The organism is Clostridium budayi, assembly GCF_055396605.1.
On the sequence record NZ_AP042456.1, the window covers coordinates 2,697,663 to 2,720,000 of the forward strand.

Sequence of the window (22,338 nt, forward strand, 5' to 3'; positions counted from 1 at the left end):
AAAATGGCTTATTTACTAGGTTTTTAATAATTACAAAAAAATATAGTGTGCAAACTTTATTTACACACTATATATTAAAAACTTTACACACACTTTACACTCTACACAGAGATTACATTCTCTAAAAACATTCTTACAATGTAGGCTAAATCATCGTCTGTAATCTTTATATCATAATTTAATTCTAGCTTTCTAAGGCTTTGACTTATAAGAATAAACTCTCTTCCATTTTCACTTCTAAACTCATTTAATTTATCGAATTTTTTTCTATTTTCACCTTTTAATATTTTTTCTATTAAGAAACATATATGAATAACCATTCCAACAAAAACCTCATGAGATATTTTTACTCCTAAGCTCTCTTGCATTTCACCTATAGCATCCCTTATAAGTTTTACTAAATATTCACCATCAATATCATCAATCTGTGAATCTATTGATATTGATATTTTTTGAAAATCTTCTTCTCTGCTTATAATATTTTCTAATTCACTTAATCCATTACCTGCAAAAAGATCTGTTACTGATATAAATGGTATTCCATTAACATTTAAATTTATAGTACCAACAATGGCTAATATTATATAATCTTTAGATAATACTTCTATTTCTTTTATGAATGCTTCCTTTTCTAGAATGTTTAAAGATTTCACTTTTACATTTTTATTATTTATTCCATTCACTATGAATTCTCTTATTTTCTTCGCAGAACCTTCACCAGTAAAGCATGTTGTTAAAATTAGTTTCTCTTTTTGTATTTTTACTGGTTTCTCTGATTTAACTCCGAATCTACTTATTTCTTGGCAAGCTTTATAAATTTCATCTAATCCTCTTCCGTTTAATGCTTTTCTTCCAGCTTCAATAACAGTTAAAGTACTTACCATATCTATTGTTTTAACATTTATATATGTTTCATCTTTTATCATTTGTCCAAAGTTTGTTAAAGAACCCATATCAACTAGAAGAAGAACTCCTTTACCTTTATTTAATTCTTTAACTTTATTCTTTGCAACTTCATACATTTTCTCAGCCTTCATGCTAAGAGGCATATCAAGTCCTACTACATGTTCCTCACCAATTAACTTATTTGCAACTTCTACCATGCTAGAGGCAGTTGCATGACCGTGCATTATAACTAATACTCCTACCTTTTCATCTTTTTTCTCATCAAGTTCATAAGGCTTTGCTGCTAAAAACATTGTTAAATATCCAATTTCATCTAATGGTACTTGAACTTTAAACTTATCATCTAACTTTTTAGCTATTTCCATCGCAACCATAAATTCATCTGCATATTGCACTCTTATGAAATTTAATTTTGGATGATATATTTCATTTCCTTGCCTTATTCTCTCTAAACTTCCTTGAAGGTGAAGTGCTAATCCAAAATAAACTTTTTCATCATAGTGTCTTTTTAATTTTTTTGATGCTATATCTAATATTTCTTCTACCATATTAGCTATATCTTCACTTACTATTTTAGTTATTTCTTCTTTTCTAACTTCCTCTGGAAGATCTCTTATATACTTTTTAAAATAACTTTCTATATCTATATTAATTATTTGATTTATTTCTTGTTCTTCCATACCTTTTCTTTTTAGGTATTCAAGTTTATTTTCTATAATGTCATAAAAGTATTCCCCTTTAACATTTTCTTCTTCCTCTATTAAATTAATAAGATTATCATCATTGTATGAGAATCTTAAAACATCTCCAACATTACCTAAGATTTCATTCATTTCTTTTCTATGTTCTTGAAGTTTCATAAGTCCTTTACTTACTCTTTGATGTATATCACTTAATTCTACTATTATAAATTCTTTCTTATTTGCTTTATAATTTAAAAATGCTTTTGCACAAGCTAATTGAATATCACTTTTTAATTGACCTATATTATTTGGACAATCATATAAAAGGAATGATATTAGTGCATTTTTATTAAAATATATACTTTCTCCAAGTCTATGTGATTCAGCCTTAATAAATTGTTCTAATAAGTGATATCTTTCAGATGCACTTCTTTCTTTAAGAGATGGTAATGTTATAGTCATTGGAATTCTTCTTGTAAATGTCTTTAAAAGATATGATTTTGGATCCTCTGTTGTTGCTGCTATTATTTGAGCATCAGAAAATACTGGATTATCAGTATCACCAAGCGGTCTAAAATATCCTTTATCTATATATGTAAATAACATTTCTTGACCTTGTGGTGTAAGTCTATGTATTTCATCTAGGAACATTATTCCACCATTAGCCTTTTTTAATAATCCATCCTTATCTTTATCAGCTCCTGTATATGCTCCTTTTTTAACACCAAATATTTGTGCAATTACAAGTTGAGGATTATCAGCGTAATCTGCACAGTTAAATCTTATAAATGGTGCATCTTTACTAATTAAATTGTCTTCTTTTGCAAATTGATACATAAGCTCTGCAAACATTGATTTACCAACTCCAGTTTCACCAAGTATCAATGTGTGTAATCCTCTTGGTGGATACATCATTGCCGCCTTCGCTTGCTGAATTGGGACTTGAAGACTATGGTTTGCTCCAACCATCATATCTAAGCTATTCTCTGATTGATTTTCCTTAGATTTATTTTCTAAACGTATTATTTCTTTTTCTTTTATTATATCTATGTTAGCTGCGTATTTTACCGGTCTGCCTTCTTCTTTAGTAACTTTACCTTCATTAAATAATTTATTTAAATATCTAGAAATATTTGCTCTATCTAACTTCATATAGTTACTTAGTTCACTGGCTGTTATACCTTTACCTTCTTCCTTTTGAAGGCTTAATAAAGCTTCATAAACCTCATTAATTTTACTCATATAGCCCTCCTTAAATTCTCAATAATTAAATCAATTATACTATATATGTAATTGTTTTGATACACAAATAAAAAGAATACACACTAATTTCTCTATTTCTTAAAATTAGTGTGCATTTATTCATTCTTTTTATTTTAAAGACACATCAGTAGTTTTTGTCTTATCATCTCTTATAAATGTTACTTTTATAGTATCACCTGATGTCTTAGTATTTAATACAGCTGACAATTTATCATATGTCTTAGTATCTTTTCCATCAATTTTTACTATTACATCTCCAGGCTTTAATCCTGCTTTTTCAGCAGCTGAAAATTCATCTACTTCTGCTATATATACTCCTTCTGGTATATCATATTCTTTAGATAATGCTTTATCTACATTTTTAACCTTAACTCCAAGGCTTACTTTTTGTTTTGATAATATATCTAACTTAGCTTTAACTTCATCTATTGGAATTGCAAATCCTATTCCTTCTGCACCACCTGCAAGTTTTAAAGTATTTATTCCAATAACCTTTCCTTCTGCATTTACTAAAGGTCCACCACTATTACCTGGATTTATAGCTGTATCTGTTTGAATTAAGTTTACTTGATTTCCTGTTTTAGTAGTTACAGTTCTTCCAACTGCACTTACAACACCCTTTGTAACAGTTTGTGCAAAGTCTTTTGATAATGGAGTTCCTATTGCTATAACTTCTTCCCCTGGTGACACTTTTGCTGAATCTCCAAGTTCTGCAACTGCTGGAACTTTAAAATCTCCTTGCATTCTTATAAGAGCAACGTCTTGGTTTTGATCATAGTTTACTACTTTTGCCTTATATTCTTTTCCTGTACTTAAAGTTACTGTAACTTCTTGTGCTCCTTCTACAACATGGTAATTAGTTAAAATATTTCCATCTTCATTTATAATAAATCCTGAACCTATTCCTTCTACTTCTTGAGGAATATATCCATTTTGCATTAATCCTTTAGTTGATACTATAACTACTGAAGGTGCAACCTTTTTAAATACTTCTTGAGTTGTCATTTTAGAATCTGATTTAAAACTTTGAGTTGAATAGTTATTTTGATTTGTTCCTTCGTTTTGATTATCTTGTTTGCCAACCATATAATAAGTTATTCCACTTCCAGCCATACCTGATAATAATGCAATAACTATTACTATTACAACTGTAATTGCAGTTTTTCCGCTCTTCTTTTTCTTTTTTACCTGCTTATTATCATTCTCATCTTGCATATACCCATTATACCCAATGTTTTCATTATTAAATTCATTATTGTTATTCTCAGTATTCATTCGATACCTCCCATTTTATAACTTCGATCTGTTAAGTTATATGAACATTGATTCTCTCAACCTTAGGAAATACAATAAGTTTGCAAAGACTAAATTACCCCCTAGAAAAGGAGAGAGAAAACAATGAACAAAACAAATATTAGATGCCCTCGTTGTCACTCTAATAAACTATATAAATTTGGTTTTGACAAACAGGCTAATCAAAAATATCAATGTAAAAAATGTAAGCGCCAATTCATCGCTAGCGATGGTGATGGAGTTCCTAAAATGAAGTATCCTAAGTGTCCAAAGTGTGATAAAGGAACTTATTTACATCATTCTTACAAACACTATAATAGATATAAATGTAATAATAAAAAATGTAATCATATTATTGTGCAACATCATAATTTTAATATTGATTCACCATCTAGCGAAGCTATTACCGGGGCCCTTTCTATGAAAGGAATGCGATTCCCATTACAAATTATTATTACAGCACTAACATTATATTACTTGAACAATACATCAACTAGAGCTATATCTCAATTTCTTATGAACACCTTTAATATAAAAGTGTCTCATGTAACTATCGCTAACTGGAGCAATAAATTTGCTCCATACTTTAAACTCAAAGCAGATAACTTTAAACAACAAGTAGATTTGCAATCTGACGATTGGCACGCTGATGAGACTGTTGTTTTTATTAACGGAGTAAAACATTATTTATGGTTAGTTATAGACTCTGAAACGCGATTTATAATATCTTTTCATTTAAGTAGATATAGAAATGAAAGCTCTGCTTTTTCTCTGATCAATGAAGCTAAAAAATATGGTTCACCCTCTAACCTAATTACAGATAGATGGCCAGCTTATAACGAAGCGATAGCTACGCTATTACCGGAAACAAAACATGTACCAGTTAAGCCAATGTCTAGTGATATAAATAATAATCTTATAGAATCTTTTAATAAGACTTTTAAAGCTTGGTATAAGTCCAAAAAAGGATTTAACTCATTTGAAAAAGCTAATAATCTTATTTTTATGTTTATATTTCACTATAATTTTATAAGAATTCATGGGTCGTTAAATAACCTTACTCCCGCTGAAGTCGCTGGCTTCTCTAGTGATAATTTATCTAGGCAATCTTGGTTTATAGCTGCTTAATTTATTAAGAATATCTTTGATTAACCTGCTTGAAAAATTATATTTTGCAGGTTTATTTGCCATGCGCAAATATAGTCAAACTTATATAATTTTCAAAGAACGAGAAAATCTATGATTTATTAAGCTATTTTTTCATAACAACTTAACAGATTCTATAACTTTATATTTTTAGTATAAAAACCTTTTGTGACAATGATATGACATTCTATAAAAGATTTAATTAATATTAAAAAATAATACTGAAGGAGTTTTTACTCTTTCAGTATTATTCTAACCATATACTATAAATATTAAGCTTTTTAATATACATTAATTATTTTTAGTATCTTTTTTCTTTTCTATTTTTCTAGCTGTTTCAACAACTTTTTTAATAGCTCCATAAACATTTTGACTATCATTTAAAGAATATACTGTTCCATCATATCCACTATTATATTGGAAAGTTAAATCACTACTTCCAAGTCTTTTTAATGGATTGTCTTCATTTTTGCTAAGAATATAATATGGTATATCTTTAAACATTCCATCAGTTTGACTATCACTTACTCTATCATATATATTTTTTGTTTCATTATAAACAGCATCTCTATAATTACTCTTATTTATATTAAAATCAAATTGTTCTTTAGCATATCCTGATATATTGTTGCTAAAATCTTTATTCATACTAGCTATACCTAGCTTATCTAAAAGTAATGTAAGTGAGCAATTTGATCCTACTGCCTCTATTTTTTTTCTTAATAAATCAAAGGTACTAGCTATAGTATTTTTTTGACTTTTCATTTCCGCTTCATCATATGGATTTATTAAAACTACACCTTTTACATCTTCTGGATAAAGCTTTGCAAAATTTGTCATTACAAGACTTCCATATCCTTCTCCAACTAATATATATGGACCATTTGCAGCAGCTTTTCTAAGTAATATTTTTAAATCACTAGCCTGATCTTTTGGTGCAATAGCACTTCCTCCATCACTTAATCCATAGCCTCTTCTATTATATATAAAAGTTTTTACTCCAAGTTCTTTACTAACTTCACTAGCTAGATCTTTCCATTCATCTGCACTAGCTCCAGTTGTTCCATCAAATATAACTGTAAAATCGCCACTTCCGCCTGTCTTATACTCTAGTTTCTTTTCATTTACTCTTGTATAATCCATTCTTTGATTAGCTTTTTCCCCAGAATAAAAATTATATCCCCATTGGAACACCATCCCAACTCCAATAACGATTAAAATAGCTATTACTATTCTTTTAAATAATGTCATTCTAGGTACTTTTTCTTTCATATCAACTTTATGTAAGCTGTTAGATTCAGGTAATAATCTCATATTCATCCCCCTGTCATACTATAGCTTTAAATTTGGTTTAGCATTTAAATCTAATGATGATTCTTCACCTTTTATTAATTTAAAATATGCTGCACTTCCAATCATTGCTGCATTATCTGTACATAATATTGGTGCTGGGAATAGAATCTTTATTCCTCTCTTTTCACCTTCTGTCATTAAAGCTTCTCTAAGTGCTGAATTTGAAGCAACTCCTCCTGCTATAGCTATCTTATCTAGTTTTTTCTTTTCGCATGTCTTAAATACATTATCTTTTAAAACTTCAACAACTGCATATTGGAATGATGCAGCAACGTCAGCCTTGTTTACTTCAATATCTTTCATTTTAGCTTTATTTAAATAATTTAATACAGCTGATTTAACACCACTAAATGAGAAGTCTAATGTTTCGTCATGGAATTTAGCTCTTGGGAACTCAATTGCATGTTTATTTCCTTCTTTAGCTAACTTATCAACTTTAGGTCCACCTGGATATCCAAGACCTATAGCTCTAGCTACTTTATCATATGCTTCCCCTGCAGCATCATCTCTAGTTTGACCTATTACTTCATAAACTCCATAATCTTTTACGTGAACTATGAAAGTATGTCCTCCTGAAACTACAAGTGAAACAAAAGGTGGTTTTAAATCCTTAGTTTGTATGTAATTTGCTGATATATGTCCTTCTATATGATTAACCCCTATTAATGGTTTCTTTGACGCCATTGCAAGCCCTTTAGCATATTGAAGACCAACTAATAAAGCTCCAACAAGTCCTGGGCCATAAGTAACCCCTATTGCATCTATATCATCTAAAGTTACGTTAGCTTCTTTTAATGCTTCTTTAACTACTCCATCAATTACTTCTATATGCATTCTTGATGCAACTTCTGGAACTACTCCTCCAAATTTAGTATGAGTATCTATCTGTGAAGCTATTATATTAGATAAAACTTCTCTTCCATTTAACACAACAGCAGCTGATGTTTCATCACAGCTTGATTCAATTGCTAAAATTAATTTTCTATCCATTTAAAATACCTCTTCTATATAAATTTAGTATAAAATCAACTATTTGTAATTATACTTCATTACAAATTCATTATCAATTAAACGTCCACTTGTTAAGTATTTTTTAATAATGTATATTTAAATTATATATTTTAAGCTATATAATTTCAGTAAATTTATATTTCAATAAATGTAAATAAATATATAAAAGGAGAATTTTTATGTCATCTTATGCAAAAGTTATTGTTAAAGGATCTCCTATAACAAAATCTAATTTTAAATTACATAATAAAGATGGAAGAGCTATACTTCCTTACAACTCAGGACAATATCATGATAGATATGCTCTTTATGAGCAAGAAATAGCATATACTGCAAGAGTTCAAAATCCAGGTATTGTTTTTACTGAAAGTTTAATTGCTATATTAAAAGTTTATTATAAAAGTGAAAAAAGACATCCTGATACAATAAATATTACAAAAAGTATATTTGATGGTATTGAAAAAAGCGGACTTATTATTAATGATGCCCAAATTGTAAAAATATTTACAGAAGAATACTATGATAAAGAAAATCCAAGGTTTGAACTTGAATTATATCCAAATAGCGAGTTTGAAGTTTCTTATTCAATTAAAAAGCGTGAAAAACAATTAGAGAAAAAAACTTATAATCCTATAAAAAAATCTAAAACTACAACTGAACTAAAACCTAAAGAAATAAAAAAAGAAACTTCTAGTGATGTTTGTGAAATATGCAATAAAAAAGTTTCAGCGAAGGATTATATAAAAGCAAATAAAGGTAAAACATTAATATGTAAGAATTGCTTTAATAAATTATTTTAATATAAAAGAAGGTGTTTTAATGGATTCAAAAGAAAACTGCATTGTTTTATTAGGTGATAGCTTAACTTTTGGATATGGTGTTCCTAAAAAAGAATCTTGGAGCTATAAATTAAAAGAAGCTTTAAAAGATTATACTGTTTTAAATAAAGGAATAAATGGTGATACTACTTCTTCTATGCTAACACGATATTATAAAGATGTAATTAGTAATAATCCTAAAACTATATTTATTATGGGTGGAACAAATGATTTATTAAGTGGTAGAAATGTTGATTATATTATAGGTAACATTAGTCTCTTAATTAAAGAAGGTTTAGAATGCGGAGCTAATATAATAGTCGGTATTCCCCCTATAATTATAAAAGATATGGCTGAAAAGTTATTTATGGAATCAGAACATTATAAACAATGTGACGAAGGTCTTCCTATATTAAGAGAGAAAATTATTTCACTTAATAAAAAATATCCTTTCAAATATGTTGATCTTTATAAGTTAACTAAAAATCATATAAATGAAAAGATATTCTTAGATGGTATACATTTAAATAAAAAAGGAAATAATTTAATAATTAATTCTATTTTGGATGTATTTTGATGCAAATTTACCTGCATCAGTTCCATCTACATCCTCAAAATCCATACATGAATTTCCATATATTACGTTACCACATGCAAATATTCCGTCTACTGAAGTTTCATACTCTTTAAGATTTAAAGTATTATCTACTTCATTAAGTTCTAAGTTCAATTCTTTAACTATCCCAAGCTCTGGATAATAACCTACTGATAAAAATACAGAGTCACATTTTATATTTTTTATCTCATCTGTTTCAACATCTAATAATTTAACGTTATTTACTCTCTTGCTTCCTTGAAGTTCTAATATTTTTCCTCTCTCTATAACGTTTATATCAAAATCTTCTATTATTTCTCTACATTCTTTATTAAGTACAAATCCACTTTCTTCATTTACAACAAGTGCTTCAACTTTTCCACCTTCAATTTCTAATCTTCTAGCTAAAATTAAAGCCCACTTATTATTTGCTACTATTACTGGATTTTTTCCAGGTAATATTCCTTCAAGATTTATAAATCTATGAGCATTACCTATTGTAAATATTCCAGTATACTTACTTGTTGGAATAGATATATTTCCAGTATATCTCTCTCGACATCCTGTAGCTAATATTATACATCCTGCTTTTATATCTTTTATTCCTTCTTTTTCATTAACATAAGTTATTACTTTATCTTCTGAAATTTTAAGTACATTAGTTTTATTTTTAATATCAAACTCATATTTTGATAATCTTATTTTAATAAATTCAATAAACTCAGGTCCTGTAATCTCTTCTTCTAAGTATGCTCTCCCAAATCCGTTATGAATGCATTGATTAATTATTCCCCCAAGTTCCTCTTCTCTTTCTATTAAAAGTACATTAGTTATTCCATTTTTTAATGCTTCTAAAATAGCTGTCATACCTGCTATTCCACCACCAACAACTACTAAATCGTATTTTTTCATTATTTATGCACTCCCTTACCCTATGATTTTGGAACTATAACTTTTATGTGCTTTCCATTTATTTAAAAAGTTATATTACTTAATTTTATCAATTGTTTTAATTATTGAAAATGTATTTTTCTATCTTTTCTTTATTTACCTATATATTATAACACTATCCATACTTTCCACCCCCTATTTGTTGCGATTTTAAAGTGTATATACTATAATTTAAATTGATTATTTATATTACTTAGGGGGGAACTTATGAAAAATTTCTTAGTAAGTCTAAAAAATCGTTTAGACAAAGATACCGTTTTCAGGATTATATTGTTTTTAATTCCTCTATTTTCAATAGTGTTTAAAGGAATATTATTTCAATGTTTCGTAACAAATACTAATCCTTATCAATTAAACCTTTCATCTGGATTTGCTAGTGCTAGATATTTCTTAGATTATTATTACGCATTTGCACTAGTTTTTTTAAGTTTCGCATTACTTTTTAAAGGAAGAGGAAGAGTTATTTATCTATTTATAATTGATGCTTTAATAACAGCATTAATTTTAACAGATATAACTTACTTTAGAGGATTTTTAACGGTCCCTTCAGTACTTATTTTAACTCAAACTGCGAATCTTGATAATCTTTCAGGTAGCATAATGTCAATGTTTAGTCCATATGATATATTATTTTTACTAGACTTTGTAATTATGGGGGTTTATGTTTTCTTTACAAGAAAATCATATGTTAAGGTTCAAAGAAGAGCTATTAAAACATTCTTATTAACATTTATAATTCCAATAATTTTTATTGCTTATGTACCATTTAATATTTACGTATTACATAACAAAGATGTAAAAAATGCATATCTATTTGAGAACTATGATCCAACTAATACAGTTCAATACTTCTCATCAACTGGATATCATATAATGGACATAATAAATGTAATTAAGGATTCTAAGCCTTATGAATTAACTTCAGAAGACAAAACTCAAATAAATGATTACTATAAGTTTAAAAACGAAAACTTATCTAATAATAAATATTTTGGTGAATTTAAAGGTAAGAACCTTATAGTAATACAAGTTGAATCTCTTGAGAGCTTCCTTATTGGTCATGAGATTAATGGACAAAAAATAACTCCAGTTCTAGATAGCTTAATAAAGAAAGGTATTTATTTCCCTAATATCTATGAACAAGTTAATGAAGGTACAAGCTCTGATTCAGATTTAATGGTAAATACATCAATGCTACCATTAAGAAGAGGATCAACATTCTTTAGATATCCAAATAGAGCTTATAACTCAATGCCATTAATTTTAGAGCATAACGGATATAGTACAATTGCAATACATCCTGATAAAGGATCATTCTGGAACTATAAACAAGGGTTAACTGGAATCGGATTCCAAACATTTACTGACTTCCACTCATTTAATCCTGATGAGATAGTTGGAATGGGATTAAGTGATAGAACATACTTTAAACAAGTTGTTCCTATGCTTGAAAAATTAAAGCAACCATTCTATTCATTTAATGTAACATTAACAAGCCATGGTCCATTTGACCTACCAAAGGATATGAGAAAGCTTAAGCTTGATCCTGAATTAGACAATAGTGAACTTGGAGGATACTTCCAAAGTATTCATTACACAGATGCTCAAATAGGATATTTCCTAGAGCTTCTTGATAAAGCTCACCTATTAGATAATACTCTAATAGCAATTGAAGGTGACCATACTGGTGTTCATAAATACTATCAACATTCTATAGATAGTTTATCTAAGAAAGAAGATTGGTATTCAGATAACGGAAATCCTAGAATACCTCTTATAATGTATAATAAAAACACTGATATAGGTAAAACTTTCGAAACAGTAGGTGGTCAAATTGACATTATGCCAACATTATTATATTCTCTTGGTGTTCCATCAAAAGAATATGAAAATACTGCTTTAGGTAGAAATCTTCTAAATACTAATAGAAATTACGCTATTCTTACTAATGGAAGACTTGTTGGAGACTTAAAGGCTCTTTCAGATAAAGATAAGAAACTTATTGAAGGAACTCTTGAAATGTCTGATAAAATGATTCGTGCAGATTACTTCAATATGAGTAAAAACTAAATAATATGTAATTAGATATTAAAGCCTATAATAAAAGAGAAAGAATGAGGCAATTTAAATAGCCTTGTTCTTTCTCTTTTTTAATATAATGAATATAGTTATTCCTATAGCTACAATTATTGTAATAATAATTGAGTATTTTGTTATAAAATAAGATATTAACTCAATATTATCTCCAACATAAAAACCTACTGTTACCATTGCAGTTGTCCATAAAAAAATTCCAATTGCTGAAAAAATAGTATATTGAATTTTATTAATTCTTTCAGCTCCTGCAAAGAAGGATACATATATACGTGTTAGTGGTAATATTCTTCCTAAAAATACTGCTGCCCTTCCATACTTATCAAATAATTTATGCAAAACATCAAAACCTTTTTTACTTGCTTTAAATTTTCCTTCTATCCATTTTATAACTATATTTCCTCCATAGCTTCCAATTGTATAACTAATTAAAGCTCCTATTGTACCTCCAATTGATGCAAAGAGAATTGCATATAAAAATCCATACTCTCCATCAGAAACTCCACATCCTATAAGTGGTATTATTACTTCTGTTGGAATTGGAATACAAGAATAATCTAATAACATAACTAACAATATTCCTATATATCCAAATTTATCGGTAATACTTATAGCTATATGAAATATTATATCTACCATATTCATATAAAAACCTTCTTTTACGTGTTATTTTTTAATATTATACCTTTTAGTTTTTATATTATACCATTTAGTTATTATAAATTTATTAATACAAACAAAAAGAAATGAGAACTTCAAAACACATTAAAGTTCTCATATATATTATAAATATTTTATTTACCTGCTACTGATAACTCTTTTACTAATACAGATGGTGAACCAAAACTACTCATTGGGAATTTAATATCTGTACATACGTCTTCTATATCCTTTAAAAGAGTAAAGAAGTTTCCTGCAACGGTTATTTGCTCAATTGGGTATGACTTCTTACCATCTTCTATCATAAAGCCTTTTGCAGCTAATGAGAAATCTCCAGTTATTGAGTTAGCTCCTGCATGAAGTCCTGAAAATTCAGTTATGATAACTCCTTCTTTAACCTCTTCTATAAGATCATTTAATTCTTTATTTCCTTTTTCTATATAGAAGTTTGTAGGACCAACTGCAACTGGTGATGCATATGAAGCCTTAAATCCACTTCCTGTTGATTTAATATTAGCTTTATTAGCTGTTTTTAAATTATGAAGTAATGTCTTAAGTTCTCCATCTTTAACTAATTCTTTTTTGAATGTCTTAACTCCTTCATCATCAAAAGCAACTGATGCTAATCCATCTTCTAAAAGAGGATTATCTATAATTGTTACTTTAGAAGATGCAATCATTTCTCCTTCTTTATCTTTTAAAAGTGATATACCCTTTTGCGCTGAATCACCATCAAATACTGACCAGAAAGCTTGAAGTAATGATACCATAGCTTCATTTCTTATAATTGTCTTATATTTATTAGAAGGTGCTATTTTACTTCCTACCTTCTCCAGTGCTTCATCTATAGCTTGCTTCGCAATTTTATGTGGAACTATATCAGTCACCTTTTTAGCTACTCCATAACCAAATCCATCATACTTTTTACCTTCTATATCAAGAACAGGTACAACATATGCTGTTAAAAGATTTGATTTATCACTAAGGTCTAATCCTTTTGAATTTATAATTCCATACTTTACATTTACATAGCTTATTCCACAGCCTATAAAGTTAGTAACTTTGTCAGAAATTACTTTACATTCCTTTTCCATATTTAATGCTAAATTTATTAACTGTTGTGGATCTATATTTTCAAGTTCTTTATGATAATTATTTACATATTCGTAGTCTTTATCTCCTTCATATATAAATTGTATATCATCATCTTCTATTGATTTAGCTGATTGTATTACATTATTGATTAACATTGGTATTGAATATTCATCAATTATCTCTGTATATGAATAACCCATCTTTCCATCAACCATTGCCCTAAAAGATACACCTGAAGATTTTGTTAAGTTATATTTTTCTACTTCTTCTTTATATATATTTATACTTAAACTTTCTTTATCTGAATAATATATTTCGAATTCTTTTAAGCCTTTTTTATAAGCTTCTTCAAATAACTTATCTTTAAACTCTTTAAATTCCATTATATTTCCTCCTATCTTCCACCTACAGTCATTTCTTTAACTCTAATCATTGGCTGACCAACATTAACTGGAATACTACCTGAAGATGAACCACACATTCCTTGTGCTTGGCTTAAATTATCTGAAACCATATCTATATCCATTAAAATTTCGCTACCTTTTCCTATAAGGCTAGCCCCTCTTACTGGCTCTACAATCACTCCATTTTTAACTAAATATCCTTCTGCAACTGCGAAATTAAATTCACCTGTTACTGGATTTACAGAGCCACCACCAAGTTTTTTAGCATATAATCCATCTTGTACTGATTTTATTATATCTTCGCTCTTATCAGTACCAGCTGCTATATATGTGTTTGTCATTCTAGAAGTTGGAGCAAATTTATAACTTTGTCTTCTAGCACTTCCTGTAGGCTTCATACCCATTCTTCTACCATTTAATTTATCAATCATATATCCTTTAAGAATACCATTTTCAATTAATACATTTTTAGCTGATTTAGTTCCCTCATCATCTATGTTAATAGAACCCCATGCATTTTTAATAGTTCCATCATCAATTGCAGTAACTTTAGTTGATGCTATTTGCTGACCAATTTTATCTGCAAATTCTGAATTACCTTTTGCAACAGCTGTTGCTTCTAATGAATGACCACAAGCTTCATGGAATAATACTCCACCAAAGCCATTATCAATTATAACTGGCATTCTACCTGCAGGACATTCTTTAGCATGTAGCATAGTAACTGCTGTTTTTGCAGCTTCTAATCCATAAAATGCTGGGTCAATTTCATTAAACATTTCAAATCCCATTGAACGTCCTGGGCCTTCAAATCCCATTTGATTTTCTCCATCTTTTGATGCAACAGCACTTATACCAAGTCTTGTTCTAACTCTTCTATCTTGAACTATAAGTCCATCAGTATTAGCAATTAATATCTTCTGATCTTTATCACTGTAGCTAACACTTACTTTTGTTATATCACTACTATATTCTTTTGCACTTTTATATGCATTTTTCATTACTCCAATTTTTTTACTATACTCTATGTCCGCTGGGTAGTATTGTATAGTATGATTATTTGGAACTATTATTTTATCATTTAAAAATATCTCTTTTTCTTCTTTTAATGAACCAAGTGCTAATGCAGCTTTATATGCAGTGTCTAAAAGACTTTCTAATGAATTATTATTTGTATATGCATATACACTCTTAAGCCCTTTAAAAATTCTAATACCAACCCCATAACTTCTTCCACCTAAGGCATTTTCAACTTTATTATCTAAAATTCCTATTGAATTACTTATTGAATCTTCTTCATATATTTCTGCAAAGTCTCCTCCTGTAATCATACATTTAGATAAGACTTTACCTATAACATCTTTTGATAACATTTAATCACTCCTTAATTAACTTCCTTTTGAAACTCTTTAAAAAATACATCCCAAAGATCAACATAATCTCTCTCGCACCATTCAGCCATTATTACTTGTTCACCATCTTTTAATTTAATTCTTTCTACTGGCTTCTCGGAAATATTAGTTCCATTTATTTCATAGACTAAAAGCTCATCTTCTAAAATAACAATAAGCATTCTACCATCTGGAGATGTATATGCATCTTTTATAAATGGTATTTCATTTCTAAGTGTACTCCAAGGTATCATTAATGCATCATATTTAACTAAGTTATCATTTGGTTTTATAGATAACGTATAATCATATGATCTATTATTCTTATTAAGTGGTGAAATTTTTCCTTGTAGTATCCACTTACCTGTTTCTCGTTTTAATGTAAAATTACTATAATCTATATATCTTTTATGACTTTGTTTTTGAGCATTTGTAAAGTTAGAATATACTCTCTCGTAATCACTTTTATATATTGAATTAACATCTTTAGGGTATATATCTTGAATTACTAAACCTTTTTCTACATACAAATTATCAACTGGTAACACTTCATATTGCGGAAAATTATTTTTAAAATTATTACCTTCGTATACTTCAGTTGCAATATAATTGTTTCCTATGAAATTAATATTTCTATATATATTGCTATCACTTTTTATATTCACAGCCTCTTCTTTTGTTTTTCTATCTATAGTATTTGCTACAAAATATTCCTGGTGCTTACCTTTATCTGTTTTAACCTTTTTTTGAAGAGTCCATATTCCACTCATCCTTGGGAATATTATACCATTTGCAGTTTCAATATCTTGATACTTATTATCTTTATAACTAACCCATAGTGTTCTATACTTTTCATCTGAATATGTTCCATCTTCTTGTAATTTTCTAGGCTGCTTTAAACCTATATAAACACCTTTATCTTCACTTTTTATAGCATTATTGTCTTTTGATTCAATATATTTACTTTGTATAAATGTATCCTCATCTACACTTCCAACTTTCTTAACTGTTAAAAACACACCTTGATAATAGACATAGCTTTTACTATCACTTATATTAAAAAAATCTAATACAGCATTATCTTTATCACTTGCTACAATAACATTGACCTCATCTTTATCTAAATTTAGATCTTTTATTTTAAAGTCTGATTGATATGATATATAGTAATCAGATTCTGCAACCTTTAATTTATAGGATACTTTATTATAAGCTTTTCCATCTATGTTTATATTTTTTTCTCCTATATCAATAACTTTACCTTTTAAATTCTTTAAATCTTTTGCTGGATAAATATTTTTATCTAGCACTTTATAATCTGTTATTTCCCATTTTCCCTCTATTGCTAAATGATTATTTGTTGGTGATTTTATTTCAATAATCTCGTTAGTATCAGAACCTCCGCAACCAGTAAGAGAAAATAAGGTAATAATCATAAATATAAATATCACTATCTTACTTCTCATCTATTTGTTTCAACCCCTTTGATTTAGGAATATTAATTATTATTTCAGTTCCAACATTTACTGTACTTTTTACTTTTAATTCTCCTCCATGAAGCCTTACTATTTCGTCTGCAATTGAAAGACCAATTCCCGCATTAGAGTTTGCATTGCTTCCTTTATAGAATTTTTCTTTAACCCTTTCTAGTTCATCTTCATGTATCCCACATCCATTATCTTTTATGTTTATTATTAAATCTTTTTCTGTCTCATTAAAAGTAACATCTATATTTCCCTGTTCACTAGTAAATTTAAATGAATTATCTAAGACATTAATTAAAACTTGTTTCATTCTATCTAAATCCATTAAAACAACACAATTCTTTGTATTATTATAAACATAGAAGTTTATATTTTCTCTTTCAGCTCTTGGTGTCATATAAAGTTCTATATAGTCTGAGAATTTGTCTACACTCATTCTTACTTTATTTAAAGTTATCTTATTATTTATAAGTCTTGAGAAATCTAATAATTCTTCCACCATATTTGATAATCTATCTGTTTCTTTTTCGATTATATTAAAACCTAACTTTAATGTTTCTCTATCAGTATTCTCATCATTTAATGTAATAACCCATCCTTTTATAGCTGTAAGAGGTGTTCTTAATTCATGAGATATAGATGATATAAAATCGTTTTTCATCTGTTCTCTCTCTGCAAGTTCTTCTGCCATATAATCTAAAGTATCTGCAAGCTGACCGATTTCGTCTTTAGTTGTAAAATTACTTCTTTGATTTAAATCACCATTTGCCATTTTTTCAGCTGTATCTTTAAGCTTTAAAATAGGATTAACTATTTTCTTTGCCATAAGTAAACTTAATATAACACCTATAACTAAAACTCCTATAGATATTCCTATGAAAAATGTTGTTATGGACCTAATTGATTCATCGATAGTCTTAAGTGATGTAATAAATCTAATTACACCAACTATCTTTCCATTAACTTCTAAAGGTTTAGTTACAGCCATTACTTTGTAATCCGAATAAGAGACCTTCCCAACCCAAGTACTTGACTCACCTTTTAATGCTTTTTTTATTTCTATATTGTTATCTAATGATACTTCACTAGCAGCTATTGAGTCCATAAGTAGCTTTCCCTTATCATCAAATATTTGAACTTGTGCTGTCGTTTGATTCCAAAATGCATCAACATTATCATAAACATTCCATACTAATGATGATGTTGAATAATATCTATTATAAAAATTATTTGCTAAGTCTATTTGATTAGTTAATATAGTTTGAGTATTATCATAATAATATTGCCTTACAAAGGCTATTAATAATACGTCTAATATAATTATTGTTGAAAGAATTACTGTTATAAAGTTTCTTATTATCCTAGTCTTTATACTTTTCATATTCTAACCTTTCCATCTATATCCAATACCCCATACTGTTTCAATAAATTGTGGTGTTGAGGCATTTTCCTCTATTTTAGATCTAAGTCTTCTAATATTTACATCAATTATTTTAGGATCCCCAAAATAATTGTATCCCCATACTTTATTTAAAAGCTCATCTCTTGAAAAAGCCTTATTAGGATTTTCTATAAATGTCTTCATTATTAAATATTCTTTAGGGGTTAATTCAATTTCTACATTATTTTTAGTTATTTTTTGTGAATATAAATTTATAACAAATGGTCCATTTACTAATTCATTTAATTTGTTTTCTGTATTATTTTCTAATCTTCTAAGTAATGCTTTTATTCTAAGTACTACTTCTAATGGATTAAATGGTTTAACTATATAATCATCTGCTCCATATTCTAATCCCATTATTTTGTCCATATCTTGCCCTTTTGCTGTGAGCATTATAATACCCATATTAGGAAATTCGCTTCTTAATTTATTACATACTTGAAATCCATCTATTCCAGGTAACATAACATCTAATATAGCTACATCAGGCTTTTCAACCATAGCCTTACTTATACCATCTTCACCATTGCTTGCTTCTATTATCTCAAAATCATTTCTCGCTAAGTTTATTTTTAAGAAACCTCTTATACTAACTTCATCTTCTACTAATAATATTTTAGCCAAAACTATAACACCTCTCTTTATTCATTCTAAAAAAGAAGCTTAAATATTAAGCTTCTTCTTTATATTATAATCCATAATTTTAATTATTAATAATAGAAATATTATTTCATTGTTCTAAATTCAAATCCTTTGCTCTTAAAGTATTCAATTATTTGTGGTAATGCTTTTACTGTATTTTCTTTATTATAAGTATCATGCATTAAGAAAACAACATTGTCTGCATTTGGTCCTAAAGCTTCAACAGTTTTCTTAGTTTTTGCAACTAACTGTTCTGGCGTGCTCTTTCCTGAACCTTCTGCATCTCCATTTAACGCATTCCATTCAACTATTTCTATTCCATTCTTATCAAGAACTGGTCTAGCATTCTCTCTACCATTCCAAGACCAATATCCACCTGGAAATCTAACAGTTCTTGTTGAGAAATCTTTTCCTAATATTTCTTTCATTAAATCATTTGTTTTATTGTACTCTTCCATAAAATTATTAATATTTATAACTCTATTTGGATATAAATATTCGTATTTGTGACTATAACTATGATTTGCTATAGCATGTCCTTCTCTTGCTTCTCTCTTTAATAATTCTTTTGCACCTGGATGATCTGCAAGACTTTTTCCCATAACAAAGAATGTTGCTTTAACATCATATTTTTTTAATATATCTAATACTTCTGGTGTATTAGTTGTTGATGGTCCATCATCAAAAGTTAAATAGACAACCTTTTTCCCATCATCTCTAACAGGATAATGTAATTTTCCTTTTAAAAGACCTGATAAACGTTCTGCAACTACTTTAGCATCATCTGCATTTTTATCATCTTTAAGTGGTATGTATCCTGAATTATCTAATTTACTTGCTTCAGTGTTAACAGAATTATTATTATTTTCAGCTTGTCCAGGTTTTTGAGAAGAAGAACTTTGAGAAGCTGTAGCTTCTTTATTTTCTCCATTTGATGATACCGCAGAATAAATTCCAAATCCCCCAATTATTAAAACTATAACTAGTCCAACTAATGCAACAACTTTTTTTCTGCGACCCTTTTGTTGTCTTTCAAAATTTCTTCTAACATTCATATTGTAATTATGTACTTTCCCCTTTTTATTTTTCATTATCGCCTATCCTCCTATTAAGTCTATATCTATATAATAATATATTTATAAATTTTTGGTATTACAAATAGCTTAATATTTATTACAAAAGAGTAATAATTTCTTAACGCAAAAAAAAATAAGCTATTATTAGCTTATAAAAAAAATGGCTCCGCGAAGAGGACTCGAACCTCCAACCTGTCGGTTAACAGCCGAATGCTCCACCATTGAGCTATCGCGGAATATTTTATTCAGATTTTATGTTCTCTGAAAATTGCATATGAATTTTTGTTGATCGTCTGTTTTTATTGGTCAAGCCCTCGACCTATTAGTATCAGTCAGCTGAACATGTTACCATGCTTACACCTCTGACCTATCAACCTTGTGTTCTTCAAGGGGTCTTACTAGCTTATGCTATGGGAAATCTCATCTTGAGGTGGGCTTCACGCTTAGATGCTTTCAGCGTTTATCCCTTCCCGACTTAGCTACCCAGCTATGCTCTTGGCAGAACAACTGGTACACCAGAGGTCAGTCCATCCCGGTCCTCTCGTACTAAGGACAGCTCCTCTCAAATTTCCTACGCCCGCGACGGATAGGGACCGAACTGTCTCACGACGTTCTGAACCCAGCTCGCGTGCCGCTTTAATGGGCGAACAGCCCAACCCTTGGGACCTACTTCAGCCCCAGGATGCGACGAGCCGACATCGAGGTGCCAAACCTCCCCGTCGATGTGAACTCTTGGGGGAGATCAGCCTGTTATCCCCGAGGTAGCTTTTATCCGTTGAGCGATGGCCCTCCCACGAGGTACCACCGGATCACTAAGCCCGACTTTCGTCCCTGCTCCACTTGTGGGTGTCGCAGTCAGGCTCCCTTCTGCCTTTGCACTCTACGAACGATTTCCGACCGTTCTGAGGGAACCTTTGGGCGCCTCCGTTACTTTTTAGGAGGCGACCGCCCCAGTCAAACTGCCCACCTAACAATGTCCTGTCACCAGATTCATGGCGTCCAGTTAGAATTCCAGTAATATCAGGGTGGTATCCCAAGGACGACTCCATTAGGACTGACGTCCTAATTTCCCAGTCTCCCACCTATCCTGTACAGATAATACCGAAATTCAATGCTAAGCTACAGTAAAGCTCTACGGGGTCTTTCCGTCCAATCGCGGGTAGCGAGCATCTTCACTCGCACTACAACTTCGCCGGATTTGCAGTTGAGACAGTGCCCAAGTCATTACGCCATTCGTGCGGGTCAGAACTTACCTGACAAGGAATTTCGCTACCTTAGGACCGTTATAGTTACGGCCGCCGTTTACTGGGGCTTAAGTTCACACCTTCGCTTACGCTAAGTGTTCCCCTTAACCTTCCAGCACCGGGCAGGCGTCAGCCCCTATACATCAGCTTTCGCTTTAGCAGAGACCTGTGTTTTTGCTAAACAGTTGCTTGGGCCTATTCTCTGCGACCTACTCTCGTAGGCACCCCTTCTCCCGAAGTTACGGGGTCAATTTGCCTAGTTCCTTAACTGCAATTCTTCCGCCGGCCTTAGGATTCTCTCCTCATCTACCTGTGTCGGTTTGCGGTACGGGCACTACTTCTCTCTCTAGATGCTTTTCTTGGAAGCATGGAATCAGATACTTCGGTTCCGTGGAACCTTCCCCATCACGCCTCAGGATTGTTAAAGCGGATTTGCCTACTCTAACTCCCTAAACGCTTAGACTAACATCCAATAGTTAGCACATCCTATCCTTCTCCGTCACACCATCGATAATAACGATTGTAGTGGTATCGGAATATCAACCGATTGTCCATCACCTACGCCTTTCGGCCTCGGCTTAGGTCCCGACTAACCCTCAGCGGACGAACCTTCCTGAGGAAACCTTAGATATTCGGCCTGTAGGATTCTCACCTACATCTCGCTACTGATGCCAACATTCTCACTTGTAATCAGTCCACCGCTCCTTACGGTACGACTTCAGCCCGATTACAACGCTCCTCTACCGCTCACACTAATGTGTGAACCCGTAGCTTCGGTGGTAAGT

At 30.1% G+C, this 22,338-nt stretch carries 16 protein-coding genes, 1 tRNA gene and 1 rRNA gene (1 of these 18 cut by a window edge); 4 read left to right on the forward strand and 14 right to left on the reverse strand.

Going from position 1 to position 22,338, the window contains the following annotated elements; all coding sequences use genetic code 11:
- Positions 1 to 101: 101 nt before the first annotated feature.
- Both ACZ5TJ_RS13000 and ACZ5TJ_RS13005 read right to left on the reverse strand, forming a co-directional pair.
- Positions 102 to 2,831 carry a sigma-54-dependent transcriptional regulator gene (locus ACZ5TJ_RS13000; RefSeq protein WP_464200315.1) on the reverse strand — a complete coding sequence of 910 codons (2,730 nt, stop codon included), beginning with the start codon at positions 2,829 to 2,831 and terminating at the stop codon, positions 102 to 104.
- Positions 2,832 to 2,960: 129 nt separating this feature from the next.
- Entirely contained in the window at positions 2,961 to 4,127 is a 1,167-nt protein-coding gene (locus ACZ5TJ_RS13005; RefSeq protein ID WP_464200317.1) for a S1C family serine protease, read from the reverse strand.
- A 123-nt stretch (positions 4,128 to 4,250) separates the two neighbouring features.
- Between ACZ5TJ_RS13005 and ACZ5TJ_RS13010 the strand changes: the two genes are divergently transcribed.
- Complete coding sequence (locus ACZ5TJ_RS13010; protein WP_464198879.1) at positions 4,251 to 5,273, forward strand: IS6 family transposase; 1,023 nt, start codon at positions 4,251 to 4,253, stop codon at positions 5,271 to 5,273.
- Between the two features lie 309 nt (positions 5,274 to 5,582).
- Here the strand turns inward: ACZ5TJ_RS13010 and ACZ5TJ_RS13015 are convergent, their stop codons facing one another.
- Positions 5,583 to 6,605: an alpha/beta hydrolase gene (locus ACZ5TJ_RS13015; RefSeq protein WP_464200319.1), complete on the reverse strand. Its 1,023-nt coding sequence runs from the start codon at positions 6,603 to 6,605 to the stop codon at positions 5,583 to 5,585.
- Positions 6,606 to 6,623: 18 nt separating this feature from the next.
- Positions 6,624 to 7,634, reverse strand: a complete 1,011-nt coding sequence (gene tsaD / locus ACZ5TJ_RS13020; RefSeq protein WP_464200321.1) for a tRNA (adenosine(37)-N6)-threonylcarbamoyltransferase complex transferase subunit TsaD — start codon at positions 7,632 to 7,634, stop codon at positions 6,624 to 6,626.
- 200 nt (positions 7,635 to 7,834) lie between these two features.
- Here tsaD and ACZ5TJ_RS13025 point away from each other — a divergent pair, with 200 nt between their 5' ends.
- Positions 7,835 to 8,455 carry a RusA family crossover junction endodeoxyribonuclease gene (locus ACZ5TJ_RS13025; protein ID WP_464200323.1) on the forward strand — a complete coding sequence of 207 codons (621 nt, stop codon included), beginning with the start codon at positions 7,835 to 7,837 and terminating at the stop codon, positions 8,453 to 8,455.
- Positions 8,456 to 8,474: 19 nt separating this feature from the next.
- The gene (locus ACZ5TJ_RS13030; RefSeq protein WP_464200326.1) at positions 8,475 to 9,050 is read left to right on the forward strand and encodes a GDSL-type esterase/lipase family protein; all 576 of its coding nucleotides are present in this window, start codon (positions 8,475 to 8,477) and stop codon (positions 9,048 to 9,050) included.
- Here the strand turns inward: ACZ5TJ_RS13030 and ACZ5TJ_RS13035 are convergent.
- On the reverse strand, positions 9,018 to 9,980 hold the full coding sequence (locus ACZ5TJ_RS13035) for an NAD(P)/FAD-dependent oxidoreductase (RefSeq protein ID WP_464200328.1): 963 nt from the start codon (positions 9,978 to 9,980) through the stop codon (positions 9,018 to 9,020). The two genes, ACZ5TJ_RS13030 and ACZ5TJ_RS13035, sit on opposite strands and share 33 nt — an antisense overlap.
- A 246-nt stretch (positions 9,981 to 10,226) precedes the next feature.
- Between ACZ5TJ_RS13035 and ACZ5TJ_RS13040 the strand changes: the two genes are divergently transcribed.
- The gene (locus tag ACZ5TJ_RS13040; protein WP_464200330.1) at positions 10,227 to 12,089 is read left to right on the forward strand and encodes an LTA synthase family protein; all 1,863 of its coding nucleotides are present in this window, start codon (positions 10,227 to 10,229) and stop codon (positions 12,087 to 12,089) included.
- 54 nt (positions 12,090 to 12,143) lie between these two features.
- On the opposite strand, the gene ACZ5TJ_RS13045 is transcribed toward ACZ5TJ_RS13040, so the two are convergent.
- The 9 genes from ACZ5TJ_RS13045 to ACZ5TJ_RS13085 all read right to left on the reverse strand — a co-directional run.
- A complete protein-coding gene (locus tag ACZ5TJ_RS13045; RefSeq protein ID WP_464200332.1) occupies positions 12,144 to 12,758 on the reverse strand; it encodes a DedA family protein in 615 nt (204 codons plus the stop codon).
- Between the two features lie 149 nt (positions 12,759 to 12,907).
- Positions 12,908 to 14,251 (reverse strand): TldD/PmbA family protein, encoded by a 1,344-nt coding sequence (locus tag ACZ5TJ_RS13050; RefSeq protein WP_464200333.1) that lies wholly within the window; start codon positions 14,249 to 14,251, stop codon positions 12,908 to 12,910.
- An 11-nt stretch (positions 14,252 to 14,262) separates the two neighbouring features.
- A complete protein-coding gene (locus ACZ5TJ_RS13055) occupies positions 14,263 to 15,645 on the reverse strand; it encodes a TldD/PmbA family protein (RefSeq protein ID WP_464200334.1) in 1,383 nt (460 codons plus the stop codon).
- Positions 15,646 to 15,656: 11 nt separating this feature from the next.
- Positions 15,657 to 17,129, reverse strand: a complete 1,473-nt coding sequence (locus ACZ5TJ_RS13060) for a hypothetical protein (RefSeq protein WP_464200335.1) — start codon at positions 17,127 to 17,129, stop codon at positions 15,657 to 15,659.
- The gene (locus ACZ5TJ_RS13065; protein ID WP_464200336.1) at positions 17,119 to 18,528 is read right to left on the reverse strand and encodes a sensor histidine kinase; all 1,410 of its coding nucleotides are present in this window, start codon (positions 18,526 to 18,528) and stop codon (positions 17,119 to 17,121) included. The genes ACZ5TJ_RS13060 and ACZ5TJ_RS13065 overlap by 11 nt, the downstream gene beginning before the upstream one ends.
- A gap of 3 nt (positions 18,529 to 18,531) precedes the next feature.
- Positions 18,532 to 19,215, reverse strand: a complete 684-nt coding sequence (locus ACZ5TJ_RS13070; protein WP_055208811.1) for a response regulator transcription factor — start codon at positions 19,213 to 19,215, stop codon at positions 18,532 to 18,534.
- A 101-nt stretch (positions 19,216 to 19,316) separates the two neighbouring features.
- Positions 19,317 to 20,324, reverse strand: coding sequence for a polysaccharide deacetylase family protein (locus ACZ5TJ_RS13075; protein ID WP_464200337.1), 1,008 nt, complete (start codon positions 20,322 to 20,324; stop codon positions 19,317 to 19,319).
- Between the two features lie 146 nt (positions 20,325 to 20,470).
- Positions 20,471 to 20,545 (reverse strand) — tRNA-Asn (locus ACZ5TJ_RS13080).
- A 66-nt stretch (positions 20,546 to 20,611) separates the two neighbouring features.
- Positions 20,612 to 22,338, reverse strand: a 23S ribosomal RNA gene (locus ACZ5TJ_RS13085) (it continues 1,183 nt past the right edge of the window).